This window comes from Fructilactobacillus lindneri DSM 20690 = JCM 11027, from assembly GCF_002907375.1.
GTDB classification, from domain to species: Bacteria; Bacillota; Bacilli; order Lactobacillales; family Lactobacillaceae; genus Fructilactobacillus; species Fructilactobacillus lindneri.
Map to the genome: position 1 here is coordinate 162,036 of NZ_MIYK01000010.1, position 21,107 is coordinate 183,142.

The following is a 21,107-nucleotide window of genomic DNA, read 5'->3' on the forward strand; positions in this document are numbered from 1 at the left end:
AAATATAAACTTTTCGATGGAAGGATCTAGAATGAAAGAATCCGATTATCATATTGATATACCAACTAAAGTAGTTGAATATTTGAATTTAAAACCCAATGAACCAATGAATTTAATTGTAGAAAAAGATGGCATATCTTTGGAAAAGGCTGATACTGCTCAATCAATGAGTTGGGATTTTTCTAGTTTATGGAGTATTGTTCCAACAATTTTGACTAGTATTATCTTTTTTATTTATTTTTCATTGGAAAAAAGAAGTTCAATAAAACTAACTGGAAACCATTCAATTGCTACTGCTACAATTGTCCTAGGTCTTATTTCCGGAACTATTTTATTTACAATTTTTTTAATTAAAGCTCGCAAAAGTTCTGTAAATCTTACCTATCGGAATATTTATTGGCGTAATTTTCCAACAATTATTATTTCTTTTGCAGCGATTCTGTTAATTTTCCTGCTAGGTATTTTTTGGGTATTTGTAAGAGTATTCATGGGAGTTACTTTTGGAATTTATACTTCTACAATGATTTTTTTAATTTTTGATTTAATTATTAATACTTTTATGATTAATATTGCAGATAATATTACACCAACAGTATTGGTAGATTTATTGGCAGTAACTATTATTGGTGGGTTGATTATTTCAATGCTTGCTAATAGTAATCGACATTGGTGGCGTCATAACATTAGTTTTTTGGGAACTGCTAAGGCAACTGATAGCTGGCAGTTTAATTTAACTTTTATTTTTGCAGCGTTGTTAATGGTAGCGTTGGTTGATTATCTTTTTGTATCGATTAAGCCGCTGCATCGTCCTAAAGTGCCAACCTTTATCTTACGAGTTTTATTAACCTTGATGGCGCTTGATGCACTTGGAGTTGGATTAATTGCTAATAATCGTAAAATCCCTTGGATGCATGTATGGCATGATCGTTTTGCGTGGGCAATGGCTTTTGATATTATTATTTTAATTTTTAGTATTAAATGGCTTTGGCCAGGGATTTCTCGTCGATTTTTGCGAGCTTCCAACTTAATGGGGATAATGATTATTATAGCGAGCGTGTTATTTAAAAACATTCATTACTTCTCTTTGACTGCTTATGAGATTTTTGCTTCGGCTTTAGCATTTTCCTGGATTATGATGTTATTTCAGTATATTTTAAAAGAGATTAATCAAGGAACACATCAATTTATTGTAAAAGTAAAAATTAATAAACCAATCAAATGAAATTAAATGGCACAAGATTTATAATACAGTTGGAGGTGTTACTATGAGTCTTAATGTAAAATCAACTGTAAAATTAAATAATGGTGTAGATATGCCACGTTTTGGACTTGGCGTTTGGAAGAGCGATAACGCTACTGCTACTCAATCTGTTCGCTGGGCTTTAGCCCATGGATACAAGGCAATTGATACTGCTAAACAGTATGGGAATGAAGCAGGAGTTGGCGAAGGACTTACCAAAGGTTTAGCTGAAAATGGACTAAAACGTGAGGATGTCTTTTTAACTACTAAAATTTTTAATGGTGATGAGGGTTATCAATCAACATTAGATGCTTTTGAAGGACAACTAAAACGACTCCAAACAGACTATGTTGACTTAGTGTTAATTCACTGGCCTGTTACTGATAAATATAATGAAACTTGGCGTGCATTAGAAAAAATTTATCGTGAAGGTAAAGCTCGTGCCATCGGGGTTTCGAACTTTGATATTAACCGTTTGCGTGATTTGATGAAACATGCTTCAATTAAACCGGTTTTAAATCAAATGGAATTTAATCCATTAGAACAAGAAACGGATATTCGTGCATTTTGTTCTAAACATAATATTGAATTAGAGGCTTGGTCTCCACTTGGTCATGGTGAAGCTTTAACTAATCCTCAAATTGAAAACTTGGCCAAGAAATATAATAAATCAACTGCTCAAGTTATTATTCGTTGGGAATTACAAAGTGGTATTATTACGATTCCTAAGTCGACTCATGAACAATATATTATTGAAAATGCCGATGTTTATGATTTCGAACTATCTGATGATGATATTGCTTTAATTAATGGATTGAATCTTGATAAACGTTCAATCTGGTATGGAGATTTTCAATGGAATGGTAATCATGATGGTAATGTAGATGCTGTTGATCAATGGGATAACTAATTTTTATGAAATGAAGAGTGCTTCAATTATGAAGTGCTTTTTCTTTTAGTTTAATAGTGATTAAATTTTTGTTAAAATTGAAAAGAATGGTTTATATCGCAGAAGGAGGAATGTTTTATGATAATGAAAGCGTTAAAAGATGGCTACGAAAGCGTTAAAAAGCATTTTGGCGTAATTTTAGGAATGTGGCTACCAGTTTTAATTGTTTCGTTGTTTGGTGAAGGATTATTAAATTCAGCTGGTAGTGGATTTCTCTCTATGACTAATCCTGGTTTTTATCTTTTTTTAACTTGTGTCACTTTGATTTTGGGAACTTTGTTTACAGTTTCATTTCAATATGGTTTGCTTAAGAGTGATCAAGACGGAAAGTTTGAATTTAAGCGTGCTTTTGTGGCATTTGATGGTTTAACTTGGATTGGAATTATTGTGATTTCATTCTTAGTAGGTCTGATCGGCTTTTTATTTATCTTTTTCTTTGGATTACTAGCTGGGGGCTTTCTTTTCTCAGCAGTTACTGAAATGAATTATGCCATGATTGCTGTAGCAGCTGTGATTACCATCATTGGTGGATTAGCATATCTTTTCATTGCGTTAAGTCTTTACTTTGTTTTCTTTACGTACTTTACTGATACCAAAGGAACTGACGATGGAATTTTCAAAGCTTTTCCAAAAACTTGGAAGTTAATGAAAGGACACAGATGGCAATTACTTGGTTTATTAGTAATTGAATGGTTAATTGAACTAGTGGTTGCAATTGTGTTGGCAATGTTATCCGCAATTGTCATTTGGCTGGTATTAATGATTACTTCCTTTGGAATTAAAGTAGCAGTTGGAGCCATTTTAGGCTTAGTTGTCTTTGTAATCGGACTTGTTGCTTTTGTTTCTTTGACATTATGGTTCAGTATGACAAGTGTTAAATTTTTCGAAGCATTGAATAAATGAACCTCAAAACTTACCTAATGGGTAAGTTTTTTTGATTTTAGTAGTAAGATTATAATGTTAAGATTATTGATAATGTGATAAAATTAACTGGTATTGTATTGATTATTAATTTATGGAGTGATAAAAATGGCTGAAAAAGCAAACAAAGAACAAATTTTAACAGAAATCAAAGAAATTGTGGAAGATCAAACAGATATTGATCCTAACAAAATAACTTTAGATGCTAGTTTTAAGGATAACTTAGAATTAGATAGTTTAGATATTTTTGAAATTGTAGATGCTCTTGAAGACAAATATGATATCGAAATCGATGGCGATGAAAACATGCAAACTGTTCAAGATTTAGTTGATTTTGTTGCCCAAAAGATTGATGAAAATTAGTTTTATTTGATTGGAGGAGTCACACTTGCTTAAATTTAAGAGTGGAAGACTCACTGATTTACAATATCAGCCATATTATCAAGCACGTGGGATTGAAGATCAACCTAAGAAACAGCAGACAATTGTTGGGAAGATGCTACTCGCTAAGTTATTAGAGTTACCGATTGAACAAGTACTTGAAAATGATGGTATTGATTTTGGGAAACATGGGAAACCATATTTTAAAGATCAAAATATTTATTTTAATATTTCTCATTCTAATAATTTAGTTTTGGTTGCCATTTCGGATCAACCATTAGGCATTGATTTAGAAAAAATCAAACCACTTTCTTTAGATCGATTGAGTAATGCGTTTACTGTTGGTGAACTTGCTTATCTTAATAAATTCAAAGAGCCACGAAAGTCAGAACAAATTTTGCGGCTTTGGACGATAAAAGAAGCAGTTTTAAAAGATTTAGGGATAGGTTTATCTGGGAAACCCAAATCAATCGCTGTTACTGTCCCAAGAATGGATGTGGCAGAACGTGATGGTCAGCAATTTAAAATTGATTTTTTAGGTGTTGATCCGCAATACATTGGCACGATGGCTAGTAAAATTTAATCAAATTAAAAGAGACTTTCAAAATTCATTTGAGAGTCTCTTTTTCGTTTAATTATCTTTTGTGGGTTTGTTCGCGATCAGGTCCAACAGAATACCAGTCAATTGGAACGTTAACTAATTTTTCTACCGTTTTAATGTAGTTTTGAGCATTTTGAGGAAGTTGTTCAAAAATTGTACATTCTGTGGTACTTACTTTCCACCCAGGCAATTCTTGGTAAATTGGTTTACATTGATCTAAGACATCTAAATTAGCAGGATAGTAATCAATAATTTTACCGTTTAGTTCATATCCAGTACAAACTTTGATAGTATCAAGCTCATCTAATACGTCGACACAATTCATAGCCAAACTGGTTAATCCCGAAACACGTGCAGCATGACGTAAAGCTACTGTATCAAGCCACCCAATTCGACGGGGACGTTTAGTAACCGTTCCGTATTCATGAGCAGTATCACGAATATGATTTCCAATTTCATTTAATAACTCAGTTGGGAAGGGACCTTCACCAACTCGAGATGTATAGGCTTTACAAACTCCGATTACATCTGTGATTTTAGTCGGTCCGATTCCAGCACCAACTGCAGCACCGCCAGCAACTGGATTAGAAGAAGTAACGTATGGATAAGTTCCATGATCAATATCTAGCATAATTCCTTGGGCGCCTTCAAATAAGACGTTTTTATTATCAGCCATCTCATTGATAATCATTGAAGTATCAGTGACATATTTTTTCATTTGCTGACCGTAATTTTTATATTCTTCGTACATTGTTTCAAAATCAAGTGGTTTTACACCATATAACTTGGTTAATAGTTGGTTTTTTTGTCTTAAGGTTTCTGACAGAATTTTTTTCAAACTCTCAGGATGAATTAAATCTGCAACTCGAATTCCTACTCGAGCAATTTTATCCATATAAGCGGGACCGATTCCTTTTTTAGTTGTCCCAATTTTATTAGTTCGATCTTTTTCACTTAGTTCATCTAATAAAATATGATATGGCATAATTACTTGAGCTCGAGAAGAAATGCGAAGATTATCAGTTGTGACCCCATTATCGTTTAAATATTTCATTTCTTTAAATAAAGATTTGGGATTTAAAACAACACCATTTCCGATTATTGCTAATTTATCAGAATAGAAAATACCAGAAGGTAAAAGCTGCAGACTAAATTTGTGGTCATTGAAAACAATAGTATGACCAGCATTATCGCCACCTTGGTATCTTGCAATTACATCTGAATCTTTACTGAGGTAATCAACAATTTTTCCTTTGCCTTCATCACCCCATTGACTACCAACTACAACTGTTACTGACATATATGCACCTCGTTAATTTTTTTTACCACATGCAAGTTTAACAATCTTATGCACTTAAATCAAGAACTTAAGTAAATTTATTTTAAACAAAGTTCGTGTTTTGAGAATTAGTATTTTAACCTGTTTCTAATGTTAGATTTATTGACAAAAAACCCGAACGGTCGGTAAAATAAGAGTTAATTGACTAGTAAAATCAAAAAATGGGTGGATGAAATGTTGTTAATTAAACAAGTACATATCGAAAATAATGTAACTAAAAAGGATATTTTAGTTGCAGATGGTAAAATCAAAGCAATTTCTGAACATATTGATGAAAAACAGGCCGATGATGTCTTAGATTTGGATGGCAAATTGGTTATTCCACCATTTGTTGATTCGCATGTACATTTAGATTCTACATTGACGGCTGGAGAACCAGAATGGAATGAATCTGGTACTTTATTTGATGGAATTAACATTTGGTCTAAAAGAAAGCAAATGCTGACGCAAGCAGATGTTAAAAATCGTGCCATTAAAACTTTGAAAAAGCAGGCAAGTCATGGAATTCAGTTTGTTAGAAGTCACGTGGATGTGACTGATCCGACTTTTACAGCTCTAAAAGCTTTACTAGAAGTACGAGCAGAAGTTGCTGATTTTATTGATTTACAGTTAGTTGCTTTTCCTCAAGAGGGAATTTTATCTTTTCCAAATGGTAAAGAGTTAATGGAAGAAGCAGCTAAAATGGGTGTGGATGCAATTATTACGGTCGTGATTCTTTAACTTTTTTAATGAATCTGGCAAAAAAATATAATAAATTAGTCGATGTTCATTGTGATGAAATAGATGATCCAAATGCACGTAATTTAGAAGTTTTGGCTACCTTGGCATATGAATCAGGAATGAAAGATAAAGTAACTGCTAGTCATACCGTGTCGTTAGCTAGTGTTAATGATGCCTATGCGTACAAATTAATGCGGTTGCTAGAAATGTCTCAGATTAACATGGTAGCTAATCCATTAGTTAACATGCACTTAGGCGGTCGCTTTGATACTTATCCGAAACGACGCGGCTTAACTCGAGTAAAAGAATTATTAGAAAACCACGTTAATGTTTCCTTTGGTGAAGATGATGTGAAAGATCCGTGGTATCCAATGGGAAATGGTAACATGCTGGATGTATTATATGTTGGTATTTTAGCAAGCGGATTAATGGGATATCATCAAATTTTAGACTCTTATCAACTGATTGGGGCTAATGGGGCTAAAACGCTGCATGTGAATGATAAATACGGAATTGAAGTGGGAAAACCAGCTAGTTTTTTGGTGTTTGATACCGATAATTTCTATAATGAATTAAATGAACGTAAAACAATGTTATATTCCATTAAAGATGGAAAAGTACTAGTTAAAAACCATCCAGAAATGGCTGAAACTCATTTAAAATTAAAGTAATAATTTAAGTTTCTTATTTGAAAAGGAGACACACTATGACAAACGATTATCGAATTGAAAGCGATACGCTGGGAGAAGTGAAAGTTCCTAAAAAGGCTTTGTGGGGTCCACAAACCGAACGGAGTCGTCATAATTTTCCAACTGGTCATTGATACCGGAATTATTAATTAGAGCGCTTATCAGCATTAAAAGCTGTGCGGCACATGTGAATGCTGAAGAGGGAATACTTGATCCAGCAAAAGCAAAATTAATTGAAAAAGCCGCTCAATATTTATTAGATTTGCCAACTTCACAACTAATGAAAGACTTTCCTTTACATGTTTATCAAACGGGTTCTGGTACGCAGACTAACATGAATGTTAATGAAGTAATTTCTCATGTTGCACATCAAATAAACGATAAGATTACGATTATTCCAAATGATGATGTTAATGAATCGCAAAGTTCAAACGATACATTTCCAACGGCGATGAACATTGCAGGAATTGAAGCCATTAACCAGTTAATCCCAGAGTTAAATCATTTGATTCAGGTATTAGAAAAATTAGAAAAGAAATATTGGGATGTGGTTAAAATTGGGAGAACGCATCTCCAAGATGCAACGCCGATTACTTTTGGCCAAGAAATGTCTGGATGGGTTAGTACCATTAAACATGATCTAGAGTTTATTCAGTTAAATGCTAAAGGACTCTTAGAACTTCCAATTGGTGGTACCGCAGTCGGGACGGGATTGAATACACACCCAGGTTTTGATCAGGAAATGGTAACCGCTTTAAGTGAAAAGTATGACTGTGATTTTAAAGTAGAAAATAAGTTTTATGGATTAGCATCTCATTCTGCGCTAGTGGTCACACATGGAGCAATTCGAACGTTAGCGACTGATTTAATGAAAATTTCAAATGATATCCGCTTTTTAGCTAGCGATCCGCGAGCTGGATATGGTGAAATCACGATTCCGGCTAATGAACCTGGTTCTTCGATCATGCCTGGAAAAGTTAATCCAACGCAAACTGAGGCAATGACAATGGCAGATGCTAAAATTATGGGAAATGACACCACTATTGAGATTGCAAATAGCCAAGGTAATTTTGAGATGAATGTTTATAAGCCACTAATTATTAGTACCTTTTTAGAATCAGTCGAATTATTAACAGGTTTATTGCCAAATTATACTGATAAAATGATTAGTGGAATCAAAGTAAATCAACAGGAGATGAAAAAAACTAGTTGATGAATCATTAATGACAGTGACGGCTTTATCGCCACACATTGGCTATCATAATTCGGCTAAAATTGCGCAACAAGCGTTAAAAAATAAAACTGATTTACGAACTGCTGCGATTAAATCCGGTTACTTAACTGGTACTGAATTTGATGAATGGGTCGATCCTTTGAAAATGACTAATAATCAACAAAATTAAAAAATAAACTACCGAATTACTTCGGTAGTTTATTTTTTGCTTATTATTTATTTATCATTATTATGGATGTCTTCAGATGATTTATCGAGTTGGCCACGTTTGTCACGTTTAACCATTTCAGCAACTAACATCCGATAACGAGTACGATACATATTGTATTCTTTTTGTGATCTTTGCATGTTATGTTCAGTATCTTGAATTTGTTTAATTAATTCTTTGTTAGTATAACCAGCCAAATGCATTTGAAAATCCAAGGTGGAATTATAAGCGTTGGATAACGATTGATATCCGTGTTTAGTAGCCTTAGTAACTCCACTAGCAAGATTTTTGAATGATGGGTGATCACTAAGTTCACTAATGTAATCCATTAATGGATTACTAATGGTACGGTTCCAGTATGAAATTAGAGGACCATCAAAGAAAGCTACCACAATAGAAGCAATACCAACGGGTCCATGAACAATTACTGCTAAGATTAAGAAACACATATCCTGAGCTACCCGGGCAGTTTTGTACTTACAGTGTAAACGAGTGGAAGCAATTGGAGCAATTGCATCATAAGGTGCAACTCCTAAATCGGGTGCCATATAAAGCGAACTACCGGCTGTAAATAAAAGTAATCCAATAATTAAATTGGCAATTAAAACAATCGCAGTTGCTTTTCCAGGGAAAAGTTGATGGTAGATTGTAGAAAACCATTGAATTTCAAATCCAACCAGTACCATGTTCATAATGGTTCCAATCCCAATCTTTTTTCGGTCTAAAAAGAAAATAAAAACGAAAATTACAAAGTTGGCTGCTAATTGATAAAGACCAAGTGACGTATGTAAAATAGCAGCCATTCCAACGTTAACAGCTGTAAAGGGATCAAGTCCTAAAATAGGAGAAGTTTTTAAAGCTGCTGCTCCCATTGATAGGATAGCAATTCCTAAAAACGACATCAGTGTTCGTAACGAAATGTTAACTGTCTTACCTAATAGCGAAAGATTTTGTGGTTGCTGTGCTGTCTGGTTATCAGTATCATTTTGTTGTTTATCCATAATTAATAATTCCTTTCGATAAAGTTACATCAATGCTTTATATTATATCATAATATAAAGCGAAATTTATTTTATACTAATATCAGTTTTTAATTATTTTATGCATAATAAAAACATCTCCGACTTTAATTTATTCGTTTAGGAAAAATTATCGAAGGTGCTTTTACGTTGTAATTGAATTTGAAAGTTAATTATTTCCAGTCTTTTTTAGTAGAAGTCATTCCAATCCCAGGATTAAAAGTATTGGTAGGATCATTTTCTTTATAATGATTAACGAGACTAGCGGGAGCGTGGTATAAATGTCCAACATTATGTTCGGCTGGATAAAGAGCACCTCTCTTATCAAGATTTTTAAGCATTTCTGTTTTTAATTTATGTGCATCAACGCCCTTTTTTAAAATATAGTCTTGATGCATTACGTGGTCTAAAAAGTGTCCATAATATAATTTATATTGAATTTGATCATCAATTGATTTGGGGAGTTTTTCAAACCAATTGGTTTCATTTCTTGGTAGGGCAATGTCTAGTGGCAGAATTTGAATATTATCTTTAGGATGCGTTTTTTGATAACGAATTGGAACAGCGGCTGCTACATAACGATGAGTAGCTGCAACTTTAGCTTCTTTTGGGGTACATTCAAAATAGATTCCCTCATTTTTGGAATCTTGAAAAAACTTTTTGAGATATTGACGTGTTTCATTAATGCCTTGATCAGCTACTTTTAACTGTAAATAATGGGCATATTGATTACGAAATCTTTCCATTCGTTTTGGTAATTGATCAGGAAAGATTCTACTGATATTTTGCAACATTCGATCAGTAAAATTAGGTTTGAAAGTGGGAACGTGATGCAAAATACGTTCGGTAACAGCTTGAGTATGAAATAAAAATGGTAAGGGTTTAGTACCAAGAGTATCAATTACCATGAGTGAATCTTTACCATATTTTTTAGCTAAATCATAGGCTTCTCGATGCATATATTCTCCAGAAACTGGTAAATATTTAAATTCAGTTAAAATATGTCTTCTTAAATGTTCTAGTACTGAAGGATCATTAGTTCCAATGTAAAAAACTTTTTCCTCCTTGGGTTTTGGATAAGTATTTAAACGAACTGCAAAAGCTACCAGTTTACCGGCTGACCCTGAAACTTCATATAATTCCTGCGGATCGGCATTATATCGGGTTGGAGAATCTGCGTTTACATCCCTAACTCGTTTTTCATAATCACGATTATGTCCGACTCGGTTGTTATCATAATTAATATCTTTATCTGAATAATTATGGTTTTCTAAATTGGTTAGTATTTCTTCAGGAGTCTTACCTAAATCAATTCCTAAATGATTAACTAAATGTAAATCGTTATTTTTATCGATTTGAGCGTAAAGCGATAATTCTGTGTAAGCTGGTCCCCTTTGAATTAAAGCACCACCTGAATTATTGTTAATTCCTCCAATAACAGTTGCCCCAATATTAGAAGATCCAATTACAGAATGAGGATCACGATCAACTTTGTCTAAGCGACCTTCTAATTCATGAAGGGTAGTTCCCGGAAATGTAATAACTTGTTGATTATCGTCAATTAATTGAATTCCTTTTATTCGCATGGTGTTAATCACAATTACGTTGCGGTCATAGCCGCTGGCAGTTGGCACTGATCCCTCAGTTAGACCAGTATTAGCTGCTTGCATGATTACGATCAAATTATTTTTATGAATAATTTTTATTATCTGCCATAGTTCCAGTAATGTTTTAGGCCTAACAACTGCTAAAGCATTTCCGTGTCCAGATCGATATCCTTCACGATATGGTTCAGATCTTTCTTTTGAGGTAATGACATTGTTTGCGCCAACGATATTTTTTAAATCTTTTACAACTGACATAAATGTGACCTTCTTTTCTATATAATGAGAAACTATAGATTAATGATTAAGATTATTATAGCATTTTTGAAAACGCTTTCAATAAAGAGGACGCGATTTATTTATTTTAAAAAATATATTAAAAAAATAAGAAATTAATTAGTGAATAGTTAGGTCTTTTATATTATAATTTTAACTAGCTGAATAGTTGCTATTAAAATGTTAGTTAAATGGAGGCTCTTTGTGGAATTAAATCAGTTAACTCAAAAAGATATTTTAGCTCTTAAAAAGTGGCGTTCTCATGAAAAGAAAATGAATTATGTCCACGAGTTAATTCATCTTGGTAAAATCAGTACTTTGAAATTAACCGAAAAACAAATTTTTGCTTTTATGCAGATTAAATTAAAATATTAATTTGAAGGAGCGAAGCGGTTCTTTAACCGACTTCGTTTTTTCTATTTATATAAGATTAGTGTTACTCATTATCTTATTTGTAACTACTAGATTAATTATCGCTAAAAGTTGTCAACTAGGCATTTGAATTACTAAATTAGTACTTTGTTTCTGACAACAAATTGAAAATAATCAGTTTTTTTATGAAAATGAATGGTGAAGAAAAATGAACTAATATTTGTTTATAGGAGTGAATACTATGGCTGTAATGAATGCAAAAGAAATTATGGATTTAATTCCAAATCGTTACCCAATATTGTTTATTGACCGGGTTGACGAAATGGAACCAGGCAAGTCAATTGTGGCTACTAAAAATGTCACAATCAATGAAGAATATTTCCAAGGGCATTTTCCTGGAAATCCAGTTATGCCTGGCGTTTTGATTATTGAATCAATGGCTCAAGTAGCATCTATCTTAATTTTGAGTTCACCAGAATTTGAAAACAAAACCGCATACTTAGGCAGCATTAAGAATGCTAAGTTTAGAAAAATGGTTGAACCAGGTGATGTTTTAACATTTAAGGTAACAATGGACAAAATTAGAGATCATGCTGGTTTGGTTTCATGTGTGGCTTATGTTGGTGATGAAAAAGCTTGTGAAACTAAATTAACGTTTATCGTTGATGAAAAAGAAAGAAAATAAAAAATGGGTAGTTTTGCGATTAAAGCGGTTGCTAAATCCGTTCCGCAAAAAATTGTTACGAATGATGATTTAACTAAAGTACTCGATACTTCTGATGAATGGATCAAGCGGCGCACCGGAATTTCACAACGACATATTGCAGTAAATGAAAGTAATACTGAGATGGGTGTCAAAGTTGCCAACCAATTGCTTGAAAAATCCGGGATAGATGCTGATGAATTAAATTTTATTATTGTGGCTACTATGTCTTCTGATTACCAAACACCATCCACAGCTGCTAGTATTCAGGGAATAATTGGCGCACAAAATGCGATGGCCTTTGATATTAATGCTGCCTGTTCTGGGTTTGTTTATGGGTCAACGGTGTTGAATGCTTTGCTAGCTGGGAATCCTGGTGGTAAAGGGATTATTATCGGTGAAGAAAAACTGAGCAAGTTAGTTGATTGGCATGATCGTTCAACGGCAGTTCTTTTTGGTGATGGAGCCGCGGGGATGCTAGTTGAAAATGATGGAAGTTCTTCGCAGATTTTAGCGGAAGATTTAAAAACCTATGGTCAATTAGGTTCATCGTTAACAGCGGGACATTTTCCAGAAGACACGCCCTTTGGAAGCAATGAAAAACAAGTGTCCCAGTATTTTAAAATGGACGGACATTTAGTTTATAATTTTGCGACCACTAAAGCACCAGCTTCGATTCAGAGGGCTCTTGATCAAGCAGGATTACAAGCGGATCAAATTAAATTTTTTGTAATGCATCAAGCTAATGAAAGAATTGTGAAACGGGTGGCAAAAAAGTTATCATTATCAATGGATAAGTTTCCATTGAATATTAGCGATTATGGAAATACCGCTGCGGCTAGCGAGCCGTTACTATTAAGCGAACTAGTAGACAAAGGAAAAATCAAACGCGGCGATTATCTGGCTTTAACTGGTTTTGGCGGTGGATTAACCGTTGGGACTATGATTATTAGATATTAAATTACACTACATTTATAGGAGATATTATTATGACTGAAAATAACCAAACTGAAATTTTAAATAAGATTAAGGAAATTGTTGCTGATCAAACTGATGACGTTAACGTTGATGATATTAAAATGGATACCAATCTTAAAGACGGTTTGGATCTAGATAGTTTAGACATTTTTGAAATTATTGATGCACTTGAAGATGAATATGATATCGAAGTTGATAGCGACGAAGGCATTGAAACGGTTCAACAATTAGTTGAATATGTTCAAAACAAAGTTAACGAAAAATAATCTGGTTAGAGGTGGATAAATGGCAAAAATAGGTTATTTATTTAGCGGTCAGGGAAGTCAGTTTCCAGGAATGGGATCTGACTTATATCAAGCAGAGCCTAAATACCAACAAGTAATTGACACTGCCTCAGAAGTTTTAAATATTGATTTAAGCGATTTATCAGTAATAGACGATCCGAATAACGTACAAGTTGCAATTTTAGCAATGAGTTATGGGATTTACCAAACGATTGTTGATGATTTTCCAATGGCACAGGGAATGATTGGACTTAGTTTGGGCGAATATAGCGCCTTAACTGCTAGTCAATCTTTAGACTTTTCACAAGGAATTTCTTTAGTACATGATCGTTCTCACTATATGGACGAAGCTGGGCAACAAAATCCAGGTGCGATGGCTGCAGTATTAAAAATTAATCCCCAAAAAGTGATTGAGATTTGTAATGAAGTTACAGGGGCTTATCCAGCTAATTTTAATACAACTGCTCAAACAGTTATTGGCGGCACTAAATCAGGCGTTAAAACAGCTAGTGAAGAATTAAAAGCTGCTGGTGCCAAACGCGTTGTACCTTTAAAAGTGGCAGTTGCTTCGCACACTCCACTGATGCAACCGGCTAGTGATCAGCTTGCTAAAAGATTACAAACAGTTGAGTTTAATAATCCGGTGGTTCCAGTGATTAGTAATACCACCACTAAACCGTTTACGGCTGCCAATGTTAAAGCAACTTTACGTGATCAATTGATTAAACCAACTCATTTTAGTGCTGATTTAGAAGAATTAAGAAAATTAAAAGGTTTTGACACCTTAATTGAGATTGGACCGGGCGAAACATTGAGTCGGTTTGCTAAAAAGACCCTTCAAGGAATTAAAACTTATCATATTGATAGTGTTGCGTCTTTACAGCAGGTTCGAGAAGAGCTGAAAACGGAGGATTAATGAATGACAGAAGATAAAAAAATTGTATTAGTAACTGGCGGAACCAAAGGAATTGGATTAGCAACTTCACAACGGCTTGCCAGAGATGCTTCTAATCAAGTCGTAATTAATTCACATCGTGAGTTAGCAGATGACGAAAAGGAAGCCTTATTAGCATCATTTGCCAATCCGGTCGAAGTTGTGACTGGTGATGTCTCAAAGGAAGAAGATGCCAAACGCATGATTGATGATTTGGTATCTGAATATGGTCATATCGATGTGTTAGTTAACAATGCCGGTATGACACAAGATAAATTAATGACACGGATGACTGAAACATCTTTCAAAGACGTTTTAAATACCAATTTGGTAGGGACATTTAACATGTCTAAATATGCTTTGAAAGCAATGCAGAAAAAACGTTTTGGAGTCATTATTAACATGTCAAGTATTGCTGGAATTCATGGAAATATGGGACAGGCAAACTACTCTGCCAGCAAAGCCGGTATTATTGGTTTGACGAAAACAACAGCTCAAGAGGGTTCATTACGTGGAGTTCGTTGCAATGCCATAGCTCCTGGAATGATTAAAACCGCAATGACTGATAAATTGAGTGATAAAATTATCAAGCAATGGACGGAACAAATTCCATTACATCGTTTTGGTAATCCTGACAATATTGCTGAAACAGTTGAATTTTTGATTAAAAATGATTACATCACAGGGCAAGTAATTACAGTAGACGGTGGCCTTACAATGTAAGGTCCTGTTTTCTGAAGGAGGAAGCAATAATTGAGTAATAGAGTTGTAGTAACAGGTATGGGAGCAGTATCTCCAGTTGGAAACGACGCTGATGAATTTGTAAAAAATATTTTAGATTCTAAGGTAGGGGTCGCTCCTATCACTGATTTTGATGCTTCAGATACAGGAATTACAGTTGCAGCTGAAGTGAAAGATTTTGATCCAGGCAAACGGTTAACTAAACGTGATTATAAACGGTTAGATAAATATGCACAGTATGCTTTGTACACGGCTAAGGAAGCTATGGAACAAGCTGGATTAAAAGATGGCGAAAATTACCAGCCAGAAGATTTAGGTGTGATCTACGGTACAGGAATTGGTGGTATTCAAACTATTCAGGAACAAACTGAAAAAGCTTATACCAAAGGTCCTAAACGTGTTTCACCTTTATTTGTGCCCAAATCAATTTCTAACATGGCAGCTGGGAATGTTTCAATGTATTTTGATGCAAGAAACACGTCTCAAACAATTGTTAATGCTTGTGCTTCAGGTACCAATGCCATTGGGAATGCTTATGAATATATCAAAGCTGGCAAAGCCAAAGTAATGATTGCTGGAGGAACAGAAGCAGCCGTAACCAAAATGGGAATTGCTGGCTTCGCTTCATTAACTGCACTTTCAACTGCTACAGATCCTAAAGATGCTTCATTGCCATTTGACAAAGATCGTAATGGTTTTGTAATGGGTGACGGTGCTGGAACCTTAATTCTTGAAGATTATGATCATGCCAAGGCTCGTGGTGCCAAAATTTTGGCAGAAGTAGTTGGTTATGGAACTACCAGTGATGCCTATCATTTAACTGCTCCTGATCCAGAAGGAAAAGGTGCGATTGCAGCAATGAAACAAGCAATTGATGAAGGTGGAATCAAACCTGAAGAACTAGATTATGTAAATGCGCATGGAACTGCTACTCACGCAAATGATGTGTCAGAAGCAGGAGCTATTGGGAAATTATTTAAAGATAATGATCACCTTAAAACAAGTTCAATTAAAGGAATGATCGGTCATTCACTTGGAGCTGCTGGTGGCCTAGAAGCAGTTGCCGTAGTTGGAGCACTTGAAAATGACCAAATGCCCGTTAATGTTGGAATGAAAAATAAGGATCCAGAAATTAAAATTGATTTAGTTAATGATCAAAATAAAAATGATTCAATTAAGACGGCAATTAGTAATTCATTTGGATTTGGTGGTCATAATGCAGTGATTGCATTAAGAAAGTGGGAAGAAAACTAATGAATGAAGCAGACATTGAACGTTTACTGAGTAAATTCGATAATTCTGGGTTACAGGAATTAAAAATTAATGGTAATGGCGTTGACGTCTATTTCAGTAAATTAGAAGATAAACAGCCTACTACTGTCACACAAAATAATAAGAAATCGACTACCAGTAACGAATGGCAACCATCTGTTAAAACTGGCAATTATAAATTAAAAGCACCAATGGTAGGATTGATTTATTTTGCCCCTAGTCCTGACAAACCAGCTTATAAAGAAGTTGGTAGTCACGTTAAAAAGGGTGAAGTAATTTGTGCGGTTGAAGCAATGAAATTAATTAATGAAGTCAAAAGTCCTGTTAGTGGTACGATTAAAAAACGATTGGTAGATGATGGTGACATGATTGAATACAATCAGCCATTATTTGAAATCAAGGAGGATTAAGATGAGTTTTGATGTTAGCAAGTATATTCCTCAGCGTTATCCTTTTGAAATGATTGATAAGATTGTGGCAGTTCAACCAGCTAAATCAGCAGAATCTATCAAAAACGTCTCTATTAACGAATGGTTTTTTGCAAATGGTAATCAATTAACGTTACCGCATCCAATTATCATTGAATCATTGGCACAAACTGGAGTTGTAGCAATTTTGTCAATGCCTGAAAATGCTGGGAAAAATGTTTTTTTTGGTGGTATTAAGCGGGCCGAATTTCAAGATGAAATGCGTCCAGGTGATGTGTTGCATTTAAAAGTTGAACTTACTAAATTAAAAAAGAATATCGGTGTTGGACATGGTGAAGTCGTTCGTGATGGTAAAGTGATTGTAGATGCCGATTTGATGTTTGCAATTGAATCATAAGGTGGGAAAAAGATGAAAAAAGTATTGATTGCGAATCGTGGTGAAATTGCGGTTCAGACAATCAGAGCTCTTCATGAATTAAACATGGAAGCAGTAGCGGTTTATTCTACTGCCGATGCAGATGGATTGTTTGTCAAAATGGCAGATGAAGCTATTTGTATTGGAAGCGGTCTGCCTACTGACTCTTATTTGAATATGGGTGCGGTACTTGATGCGGCAGTTCTGACAGGTTCTGATGCCATTTTTCCAGGTTATGGTTTTCTTTCGGAAAATAGTGATTTCGCTGAATTATGTAAAGAATATGGCCTTAAGTTTATTGGTCCAAGTGCTGAAGTGATTGATTTAATGGGAAACAAATCTAATGCGAAGGCTGCTATGCAAAAACTTGGCGTTCCAACGATTCCTGGTTCTGATGGTTTTGTGAAAGACGTTGCCAGTGCTGTAAAAGTAGCTGAAAAAATCGGTTATCCAGTGATGTTAAAAGCAGCAGCTGGTGGCGGAGGTAAAGGAATTCGTAAGGTTAACAATCAGTCTGAATTAAAAAAAGCATTTGTTGATACGAAGCGAGAAAGTAAACTTTCATATGGTGATGATCGCCTTTATCTTGAAAAAGATCTTTCAGATGCCAAACATATTGAAATGCAGGCGATTGCAGATCAACAAGGTCATGTCGTTTTTTTCCCAGAACGAGACTGTTCTTTGCAAAGAAATCATCAAAAAATAATTGAAGAATCGCCATGCTCGGTGATTTCTCCAGCAGAGCGAGCTCATATGGGTGAAGTAGTGGTAAAAGCCATGAAAGGAATTCACTATGAAAATACCGGCACCTTTGAATTTTTAATGGATCGCGAGCATCGGTTTTATTTCATGGAAATGAATACCAGACTCCAGGTTGAACATACGATTACTGAAGAAGTTGCAGGAGTAGAATTAATTAAAGCTATGATTATAGTGGCTGCTGGCAATAACTTACCTTTTACACAATTAGATTGTGGTGTAAAAGGATACGCCTTGGAATGTCGAATTAATGCTGAAGATCCTGCTAATAATTTTCAGCCAACTCCAGGAACAATTAAATCAGTTCATTTTCCTTTTGGAACTAAAGGGGTTCGAATTGATTCAGGGGTCGAAACTGGCAGTAAAATCTCACCATTTTATGATTCAATGATTGCTAAAATCATTGTTCACATGCCAACTAAAAAAACAGCAGTACAAAAGATGCTGCGTGCTTTAAAAGAATTTGAGATTAGTGGAGTAAAAACTAATCGTGAATTTTTAGTTGATCTTTTACAAGATAAACATTTTTTGGCAGGAGATTTTAATAATCGATATATCGAAGATGTTTTTTTAAAAGATTGGGTGAGTCAGCATGAAGAAAAATAAAAGACAAAAATTAAGTTCGCAAGAGTTGCATAAACGGATGGATAAAGTTCCTGATGTGTGGGTTAAATGTCCTTTCTGTGGCAAAACAATTTATAAAAAGCAATTAGGTAAATATCTTGAATGTCCAGATTGTCACTATGCTTTCCGAATTGGAGCAAAACAGCGAATTGAATTATTATGCGATAATTTTGAACCATTTAATTTAGAGTTGAAAGCCAATCCTAAGTATCAAGATCCTAAATACCTTGCTAAATTAGAAAAAGCTCGGGAAACTACCGGATTAAATGAAGGAGTTTTGACGGGAATTGGTACCATTAATGGACATCGAACTGCTATTGGAGTAATGGACTGGCGGTTCATTATGGGCAGTTTAGGAACTGCAACTGGAGAACTGCTAGCAAGACTTTTTGAACGGGCTACTCAAGAAAAATTACCAGTGATTGTTTTTACTGCGTCAGGAGGCGCCCGGATGCAGGAAGGAATTGAATCCTTAATGCAAATGGCCAAAGTTTCAGAAGCAGTTTCAGAGCATAGTAAGGCTGGATTAGTTTATATTAGTTATCTGTGTGATCCGACAACTGGTGGAGTTACTGCTAGTTTTGCGATGCAGGGAGATTTATTATTATCCGAACCGCATGCTTTGATTGGTTTTGCAGGACGACGAGTTATTGAAAGAACTATTCAACAAATTCCACCAAAGGATTTTCAACGGGCCGAAACATTGCTACATAACGGATTTTTGGATGCTATTGTTAAACGAAACGAAATGAAAACAACGTTAAGTCATATTTTAGCAATTCATGAAGGCGGTGATAAAAATGAGTAAAGATACTGCCTTTAATCGGGTTTTACAAGCTCGCTCAAAAGATAAGATTAGCATTAAAGCCCTGATAGATGGAATTACTGATGATTTTATCGAATTACATGGTGATCGAGCTTATGGTGATGATCCAGCTGTATATGCTGGGATTGGTTCAATGAATGATAAACCAGTTACAATCGTAGGTATTCGAAAAGGTGACGATGACCAAACGGATGCCGAAGTACACTTTGGTTCTGCTGAACCTGATGGTTATCGTAAAGCTTTGCGTTTAATGAAGCAAGCTGAAAAATTCAAGCGTCCGATTATTACCTTAATTAATACTCCTGGTGCTTATCCGGATGTTGAAGCAGAATATCACGGACAGGGGTATATGATTTCACAGTTAATTATGCAGGGAATGCAGTTAAAAGTTCCATATATTGCCGTGATTGTAGGAGAAGGCGGTAGTGGTGGTGCTTTAGCTTTGGCAGTTGGAGATTGCGTCTGGGCCTTTGAAGAAAGTATTTACTCCATTTTATCTCCAGAAGGTTATGCTACAATTCTTTGGAAAGATTCAAGCCGAGCTCGTGAAGCTGCCGAAGTAATGAAATTGACCCCAGAAGATTTAATTAAACAAGGGATTATTGACCGAATCATTCCTGAAATTAGAAATAATGATGAATTGAAACGGTTTAAAGCTGATTTATTTGGTAAAATAGAAGAGTTAAGTGCGATGCCGACTGCAGAAATGTTAAATCAACGTTTTGCACGTTATCGTAATTTTTAATTATAAGCTAACTAATGAATGTTCTATTTGTTGGTTAGTTTTGTGTTTCTTAGACATTTTAAATTGAGAGGATGATTAGTATGGCTACTAATTTATTAAATGGAAAAAAGATTGTTGTCATGGGTGTTGCCAATAAAAAAAGTATTGCCTGGGGAGTAACCCGTGCAATTAATGAACTTGGCGGCGAAGTGATTTTAACTTATCAAAATGAACGAATGAAGAAGAGTATTGAACGATTCGTGCCAGAAGATACTCCAATGTTTGAGTGTGATGTTGCAGAAGATAGTAATGTTGAAAAAACTTTTGCTGAAATTCATGATAAATTTGGTAATATTGATGGGGTAGTTCATGCAATTGCATATGCTGATCCAAAGACATTAAAAGGTGGAGTAATCAATACTACTAAAGCTGGATATAATTTAGCCGAAGATGTTAGTGCCTATTCATTAATCTCAGTGACTCGTTATGCTAGCAAAATTATGAATAACCCAGGAAGTATCGTGACACTCACATACATGGGATCTACATATGCAATTCCAAATTACAACATGATGGGAATTGCTAAAGCTTCGCTTGAATCAGCTATGCGTTACCTAGCAGTTGAATTAGGTGATATGGGGATTCGAATGAATGCTGTCTCAGCAGGGGCCGTTAGAACTCTTGCAGTTACTGGAGTTAAAGGACATGGTGATTTATTAAAGACTTCAGAATCTTTGACTACTGATGGTAAAAGCGTAACTAAATTAGAAATCGGAAATGCAGTAAGTTTCTTATTAAGTGATTTAGCAAGCGGAATCACTGGTGATGTCGTTTACGTTGATAAAGGAGTTCATTTATTCTAGGGA

The 21,107-nt window shown here is 34.8% G+C and carries 21 protein-coding genes and 2 pseudogenes; 20 read left to right on the forward strand and 3 right to left on the reverse strand.

Annotated elements, in window-relative coordinates:
- Positions 1 to 31: 31 nt before the first annotated feature.
- From BHU33_RS03670 to BHU33_RS03690, 5 genes are all read left to right on the forward strand, one after another.
- On the forward strand, positions 32 to 1,222 hold the full coding sequence (locus BHU33_RS03670) for an AbrB/MazE/SpoVT family DNA-binding domain-containing protein (protein ID WP_054645981.1): 1,191 nt from the start codon (positions 32 to 34) through the stop codon (positions 1,220 to 1,222).
- A 43-nt stretch (positions 1,223 to 1,265) separates the two neighbouring features.
- Complete coding sequence (locus BHU33_RS03675) at positions 1,266 to 2,150, forward strand: aldo/keto reductase (RefSeq protein WP_054645980.1); 885 nt, start codon at positions 1,266 to 1,268, stop codon at positions 2,148 to 2,150.
- Between the two features lie 117 nt (positions 2,151 to 2,267).
- The gene (locus tag BHU33_RS03680) at positions 2,268 to 3,092 is read left to right on the forward strand and encodes a DUF975 family protein (RefSeq protein ID WP_054645979.1); all 825 of its coding nucleotides are present in this window, start codon (positions 2,268 to 2,270) and stop codon (positions 3,090 to 3,092) included.
- A 126-nt stretch (positions 3,093 to 3,218) separates the two neighbouring features.
- Positions 3,219 to 3,473 (forward strand): acyl carrier protein, encoded by a 255-nt coding sequence (locus BHU33_RS03685; protein ID WP_054645978.1) that lies wholly within the window; start codon positions 3,219 to 3,221, stop codon positions 3,471 to 3,473.
- Between the two features lie 25 nt (positions 3,474 to 3,498).
- On the forward strand, positions 3,499 to 4,074 hold the full coding sequence (locus BHU33_RS03690) for a 4'-phosphopantetheinyl transferase family protein (RefSeq protein ID WP_054645977.1): 576 nt from the start codon (positions 3,499 to 3,501) through the stop codon (positions 4,072 to 4,074).
- A 52-nt stretch (positions 4,075 to 4,126) separates the two neighbouring features.
- Here the strand turns inward: BHU33_RS03690 and BHU33_RS03695 are convergent, their stop codons facing one another.
- Positions 4,127 to 5,392, reverse strand: a complete 1,266-nt coding sequence (locus BHU33_RS03695) for an adenylosuccinate synthase (RefSeq protein WP_054645976.1) — start codon at positions 5,390 to 5,392, stop codon at positions 4,127 to 4,129.
- 216 nt (positions 5,393 to 5,608) lie between these two features.
- Between BHU33_RS03695 and codA the strand changes: the two are divergent.
- Positions 5,609 to 6,822: pseudogene (codA, locus tag BHU33_RS03700) on the forward strand (cytosine deaminase).
- A gap of 35 nt (positions 6,823 to 6,857) precedes the next feature.
- Positions 6,858 to 8,243: pseudogene (locus BHU33_RS03705) on the forward strand (class II fumarate hydratase).
- Between the two features lie 47 nt (positions 8,244 to 8,290).
- Here the strand turns inward: BHU33_RS03705 and BHU33_RS03710 are convergent.
- Positions 8,291 to 9,283, reverse strand: coding sequence for a YczE/YyaS/YitT family protein (locus tag BHU33_RS03710; RefSeq protein WP_065866175.1), 993 nt, complete (start codon positions 9,281 to 9,283; stop codon positions 8,291 to 8,293).
- A 191-nt stretch (positions 9,284 to 9,474) separates the two neighbouring features.
- Positions 9,475 to 11,163: a D-lactate dehydrogenase gene (dld, locus tag BHU33_RS03715; RefSeq protein WP_054645975.1), complete on the reverse strand. Its 1,689-nt coding sequence runs from the start codon at positions 11,161 to 11,163 to the stop codon at positions 9,475 to 9,477.
- Positions 11,164 to 11,385: 222 nt separating this feature from the next.
- On the opposite strand from dld, the gene BHU33_RS07520 reads away from it, so the two are divergent.
- From BHU33_RS07520 to fabI, 13 genes are all read left to right on the forward strand, one after another.
- Positions 11,386 to 11,556: a hypothetical protein gene (locus BHU33_RS07520; RefSeq protein WP_156405627.1), complete on the forward strand. Its 171-nt coding sequence runs from the start codon at positions 11,386 to 11,388 to the stop codon at positions 11,554 to 11,556.
- A gap of 238 nt (positions 11,557 to 11,794) precedes the next feature.
- Complete coding sequence (fabZ, locus tag BHU33_RS03720) at positions 11,795 to 12,238, forward strand: 3-hydroxyacyl-ACP dehydratase FabZ (RefSeq protein WP_054645974.1); 444 nt, start codon at positions 11,795 to 11,797, stop codon at positions 12,236 to 12,238.
- 3 nt (positions 12,239 to 12,241) lie between these two features.
- The gene (locus BHU33_RS03725) at positions 12,242 to 13,216 is read left to right on the forward strand and encodes a beta-ketoacyl-ACP synthase III (RefSeq protein ID WP_056997714.1); all 975 of its coding nucleotides are present in this window, start codon (positions 12,242 to 12,244) and stop codon (positions 13,214 to 13,216) included.
- 29 nt (positions 13,217 to 13,245) lie between these two features.
- On the forward strand, positions 13,246 to 13,500 hold the full coding sequence (locus tag BHU33_RS03730) for an acyl carrier protein (RefSeq protein WP_054645972.1): 255 nt from the start codon (positions 13,246 to 13,248) through the stop codon (positions 13,498 to 13,500).
- Between the two features lie 19 nt (positions 13,501 to 13,519).
- Positions 13,520 to 14,434 carry an ACP S-malonyltransferase gene (locus BHU33_RS03735; RefSeq protein WP_054645971.1) on the forward strand — a complete coding sequence of 305 codons (915 nt, stop codon included), beginning with the start codon at positions 13,520 to 13,522 and terminating at the stop codon, positions 14,432 to 14,434.
- Between the two features lie 3 nt (positions 14,435 to 14,437).
- Positions 14,438 to 15,175, forward strand: coding sequence for a 3-oxoacyl-ACP reductase FabG (gene fabG, locus BHU33_RS03740; RefSeq protein WP_054645970.1), 738 nt, complete (start codon positions 14,438 to 14,440; stop codon positions 15,173 to 15,175).
- 30 nt (positions 15,176 to 15,205) lie between these two features.
- Positions 15,206 to 16,447 (forward strand): beta-ketoacyl-ACP synthase II, encoded by a 1,242-nt coding sequence (gene fabF, locus BHU33_RS03745; protein ID WP_078775170.1) that lies wholly within the window; start codon positions 15,206 to 15,208, stop codon positions 16,445 to 16,447.
- Positions 16,447 to 16,875 (forward strand): acetyl-CoA carboxylase biotin carboxyl carrier protein, encoded by a 429-nt coding sequence (locus BHU33_RS03750; protein ID WP_054645969.1) that lies wholly within the window; start codon positions 16,447 to 16,449, stop codon positions 16,873 to 16,875. Before fabF ends, BHU33_RS03750 begins: the two co-directional genes overlap by 1 nt.
- A 1-nt stretch (position 16,876) precedes the next feature.
- Positions 16,877 to 17,290, forward strand: coding sequence for a 3-hydroxyacyl-ACP dehydratase FabZ family protein (locus tag BHU33_RS03755; RefSeq protein WP_054645968.1), 414 nt, complete (start codon positions 16,877 to 16,879; stop codon positions 17,288 to 17,290).
- Positions 17,291 to 17,302: 12 nt separating this feature from the next.
- Positions 17,303 to 18,673 carry an acetyl-CoA carboxylase biotin carboxylase subunit gene (locus BHU33_RS03760; RefSeq protein ID WP_054645967.1) on the forward strand — a complete coding sequence of 457 codons (1,371 nt, stop codon included), beginning with the start codon at positions 17,303 to 17,305 and terminating at the stop codon, positions 18,671 to 18,673.
- Positions 18,660 to 19,499 carry an acetyl-CoA carboxylase carboxyltransferase subunit beta gene (locus BHU33_RS03765; RefSeq protein WP_056997713.1) on the forward strand — a complete coding sequence of 280 codons (840 nt, stop codon included), beginning with the start codon at positions 18,660 to 18,662 and terminating at the stop codon, positions 19,497 to 19,499. The genes BHU33_RS03760 and BHU33_RS03765 overlap by 14 nt, the downstream gene beginning before the upstream one ends.
- Entirely contained in the window at positions 19,492 to 20,262 is a 771-nt protein-coding gene (gene accA, locus BHU33_RS03770; protein WP_056997712.1) for a carboxyltransferase subunit alpha, read from the forward strand. Before BHU33_RS03765 ends, accA begins: the two co-directional genes overlap by 8 nt.
- Before the next feature lie 80 nt (positions 20,263 to 20,342).
- Entirely contained in the window at positions 20,343 to 21,104 is a 762-nt protein-coding gene (gene fabI / locus BHU33_RS03775) for an enoyl-ACP reductase FabI (protein WP_054645965.1), read from the forward strand.
- The last annotated feature ends 3 nt before the right edge of the window (positions 21,105 to 21,107 follow it).